This window comes from Bradyrhizobium sp. Crot121 (assembly GCF_059512385.1).
Map to the genome: position 1 here is coordinate 1 of NZ_JCAMOR010000203.1, position 2110 is coordinate 2110.

Below are 2110 nucleotides of genomic sequence, written 5' to 3' on the forward strand. Positions count from 1 at the left end.
GCCGCACCGCCTTACGTTTCTCACGCGCGGTTTCCTCCCTTGGAGGCTTTCGGACGCCGGCCGCCGAATACGCCGCGTCCTCCCTCAAGCGGCCGGCATCCGAAACCCTTCACAGAAGCGGAAGAATGGAAGCTCGTGACTTGCCCGAGCCAACCAAAAGATTCGTCGGATGTTCATCGATTGCTCGATCAATTCGAAACCGGCGAGCTGCTCGCATCTGCTTGACAGAGGGCTGCACGATCTACATTAGCGCGCTCTGACCGTCGCAGTTGCACGTCCATAGGAAGTATCGGCGCCCGGCGCTCGCAAAGAGCTAGGTCAGTACGGCAGACCATTGATGCATGGAGATCACGCGTCCAATAGACGCATTGGAAATTCAAAAGTGGAGGTCTTTGCTCGACGACGTGTACCCGCAACCTATCTGGGAGGAAACCATGAGGTATCATCTCCATTCATTGTGGATTTCGGGTTGTGTTGTGCTTGCTTTGGCAGTCCCGACGGCCGCTGTCCCGGCCGCGGCAGAAGAAGCGGGCCAATGGTTTGGTCGAGCCGTTCTGGTCGCCCTGTCCAGCAAGAGCGTGAAGGTGGAAGACCGGGCTGACCATACGGTGTCGGTCACCGAATACGACGGCGCCGTGTTCAACGCCGACGGCAAGACCTTCCTCGACAAAGCCCGCTATCAGGTGGTTGATCTAACGGATGCTGGCACTTCCAGCGGCGGCCACAAGACCTTCACAGAGGCCGATGGATCTAAGGTCTTTGCCAAGTACGTCCTGAAAGACGCGAAGCCGAAAGAGTTCCGCGGTACCTTCGAGTTCACTGGTGGCAGGGGCAAATATGCCGGGATTACGGGCCGCGGTGAGTACCACGTCGTGCTCGTCAGCGACACGGCCCTGTGGGATGAACTCCGCGGCGAGTACAAAATTCCGGCTACCGTTGGAAGTTCGCGACCTGATCCGACCAGATGAGCATCGAACGCTATGCTCGCGTTCATGATGAGCTGCTCTAGTTGCGTATGAATGTCGATCAGTGGCACCTGCTCGACCAGTCTTCAGTCGACCATCGGCGGAGGAGCGCAGCCTGGCGACAGTCGGACTGGACCGGCTTTGACGTGGCCAGTCCGCCCCTTACTCCGGACGATATTCGGCGGGATCGTGAGCTGCACCGAACGGGAGCCCGCGTAAGGTAGTGTCTTTGGAGGCTCTCACCGCCCGTACACTCAGTACCGGCTCCACTTTGTAGGTGATGCTGGAACTACTCACGATGAGCCGTCGCCAGATCTATACCGGCGACGGCGTTTCTAAGATTAAGGACGACTTGGAGACCGCCAACAGAGGGGCTTCCCATGTCGCCTGCGCAATCCTGGTGCTGTGTGGTCCATCTCCAACTCAGTTTACCGGACCCGTCCGGTTACTCGTTCACGCACAACTCGCCGCGAGCATGCGAATCAAATCCGCCGCCTTGACGACCGATGCCGGTGAGAAAAATGAGCCGGCCGGTGGAGTTGCTGAATCGATCAGTTCCTTTGACGATCTTATCCAGTTGGCTGAAGGCCTGAGACTCGGTGTCGTACATGCCAGCATTGGTGGTCGTGAATGTTCCCCCTTTTGCCGTGACTACTACCGTTCCGGCGTAAGATTGCAGTGTTTTGGGCAAAGAGGGCAGTCCAGCCGTTTCGGCCATTCCGTGCGCCGTGAAAAACCAAGTTGCGCCGCTTAGAGCGGTCTCGTTGCTCATGACTGTTCCGACTGTGCAAAGGTCGATCTGACTTAAGCAACCTTCTTTGGTCATCTGAAGCGCAATTGTCGCCTCAAAGTTTCGGCACTGCGCGGGCTGTTGTGCGAAGGTGGCGCTCGTCGAAAGTGCAAGGATCAGTGTTGAAAGAAAGGTGGTTTTCATCATGCCCTCTACTGGATGTGCACTCTACGCTCGATGGAAGGGGTAAACTAGAGTGTGCAAGCGCACCCGAATACCGAGTTGACGCTGGCAGGTCGAAAGTCCCTTATGGGCCAGAAACAGAACTTGGCCGCGCACCGGACAAGCGCAAGATTGAGCCCGAAGCGGAAGGTGCGGCCAGGGACGGCCCACCCCAGAGAATTCCCGTCACGTC

General features: G+C 57.6%; 2 protein-coding genes. One reads left to right on the forward strand and one right to left on the reverse strand.

All coding sequences use genetic code 11. The features are described 5' to 3' along the window. The first annotated feature begins 434 nt into the window (after positions 1 to 434). Positions 435 to 968, forward strand: coding sequence for a hypothetical protein (locus tag AC5ZGW_RS45925; RefSeq protein WP_130231876.1), 534 nt, complete (start codon positions 435 to 437; stop codon positions 966 to 968). Positions 969 to 1410: 442 nt separating this feature from the next. Here the strand turns inward: AC5ZGW_RS45925 and AC5ZGW_RS45930 are convergent, their stop codons facing one another. Then, on the reverse strand, positions 1411 to 1899 hold the full coding sequence (locus tag AC5ZGW_RS45930) for a hypothetical protein (protein ID WP_130231878.1): 489 nt from the start codon (positions 1897 to 1899) through the stop codon (positions 1411 to 1413). Between the last annotated feature and the right edge of the window lie 211 nt (positions 1900 to 2110).